The 1,795-nt window shown below is 65.6% G+C and carries 1 protein-coding gene and 2 pseudogenes; all 3 read left to right on the top strand.

Going from position 1 to position 1,795, the window contains the following annotated elements:
• Nucleotides 1–119, top strand: a pseudogene (locus tag EN879_RS40780) (cell division protein FtsQ/DivIB); the annotation flags it as partial.
• A complete protein-coding gene (gene ftsA, locus EN879_RS34470) occupies nt 116–1,423 on the top strand; it encodes a cell division protein FtsA (RefSeq protein ID WP_013530962.1) in 1,308 nt (435 codons plus the stop codon). The pseudogene EN879_RS40780 and the gene ftsA, both read left to right, overlap by 4 nt.
• 68 nt (nt 1,424–1,491) lie before the next feature.
• A pseudogene (locus EN879_RS34465) lies at nt 1,492–1,795 on the top strand (cell division protein FtsZ); the annotation flags it as partial.

Raw genomic sequence — 1,795 nt, 5'->3', positions numbered from 1 at the left:
ACATGCGCCTGACGGACCGGCTGGTCGTCCAGTTGACGGCGGAAGCGGCGACGCAGCGCGAAGCCGCCCTCAACGAGAAACCCAAGAGCCTGAAGCGCAAGCCGGAGACGAAGATATGAGCTGGCTTGGCAGTCCTGGCGATGCCGCGTCGCGCCGGTCTGGCACCCTGACGGTGCTGGATGTCGGTTCGAGCAAGGTCTGCTGCATGGTGGCCAAGCTCAAGCCGTGCGATGACGGCAAGCTGCTGCGCGGCCGTTCGCACCGGATCCAGGTGATCGGCATCGGCCATCAGAAGTCGCAAGGCGTGAAGTCGGGTGTCGTGGTCGATCTCGACAGGGCGGAGCATGCCATCCGCCTTTCCGTCGACGCAGCCGAGCGCATGGCCGGGCTGACGGTTGATTCGCTGATCGTCAACATGACGGCCGGCCGGCTGAAGAGCGAAGCCTTCTCCGCCACCATCAATCTTGGCGGCCACGAGGCCGACGAGGCCGACATCAAGCGCGTTCTCGGTGCAGGCGCCAAGCAGGCGCTGAAGGCCGAGCGCGAAGTGATCCATTCGCTTCCCGTCGGCTTCTCGCTGGATGCCGAACGCGGCGTGCGCGATCCGCGCGGCATGGTCGGCGACGCACTCGGCGTCGACATGCATGTGCTGACCGGCGACGCCGCGCCGATGCGCAATCTGGAGCTGTCCATCAACCGTTCGCATCTGTCGGTCGAGCGCATGGTGGCGACGCCCTATGCCAGCGGGCTGGCGGCGCTGGTCGACGACGAGCTGGAAATGGGTGCGGCCTGCATCGACATGGGCGGCGGCACGACGACGATCTCGGTGTTTTCGGAAGGCAAGTTCGTCCATGGCGACGCCATCGCCATCGGCGGCAACCATGTCACGCTGGACATGGCCAAGGGGCTGTCGACCTCGCTTGATGCCGCCGAACGGCTGAAGGTGATGCATGGTTCGGCGCTGCCCGGCAGCGCCGACGATCGCGACCTGGTCTCGATCCAGCCGATCGGTGACGATGGCGACGTGCCCTTGCAGATCCCGCGCTCGGTGATGACGCGCATCGTGCGCGCCCGCATCGACGAGACGCTCGAACTGCTGCGCGACCGGCTGAACAAGTCCGGCTATGGCAATGCAGTGGGCAAGCGTGTGGTTCTTACCGGCGGCGCCAGCCAGCTTGCCGGCCTGCCGGAGGCGGCGCGCCGCATTCTGGGACGAAATGTGCGCATCGGCCGCCCGCTCGGCGTGGCCGGCCTGCCGGAAGCGGCGAAGGGGCCGGCCTTCTCGGCCGCGGTGGGGCTTCTGATCTACCCGCAGATGGCGAGCTTCGAGAGCCATCCGGCGAAAGGAATTTCCGGTCTCAAAATGACCGGAACGGGCGGAAAACTGCATCGCATGAGTCAGTGGTTGAGAGACAGTTTCTAAAATTGACGGGGACAGCCCCATAGGCGGCCGCGGCGGCGAAGCGGCGTGAAAGGCAAAGGACGGAGACAATGACCATCAATCTGCAAAAGCCGGACATCACCGAGCTTAAGCCGCGCATCACCGTGTTCGGTGTCGGCGGCGGCGGCGGCAATGCCGTCAACAACATGATCACCGCCGGTTTGCGCGGCGTCGAGTTCGTGGTGGCCAACACCGACGCGCAGGCGCTGACCATGTCGAAGGCAGGCCGCCTGATCCAGCTCGGCGCTCACGTCACCGAGGGGCTCGGTGCGGGATCGCAGCCGGAAGTCGGCCGTGCGGCGGCGGAAGAGTGCATCGATGAAATCCTCGATCACCTGACCAACACCCATATGT

It is taken from the genome of Mesorhizobium sp. M7A.F.Ca.AU.002.02.1.1 (genome assembly GCF_003998535.1).
Lineage (GTDB): Bacteria > Pseudomonadota > Alphaproteobacteria > Rhizobiales > Rhizobiaceae > Mesorhizobium > Mesorhizobium ciceri.
This window is presented reverse-complemented; position numbering and strand designations above follow the sequence as displayed.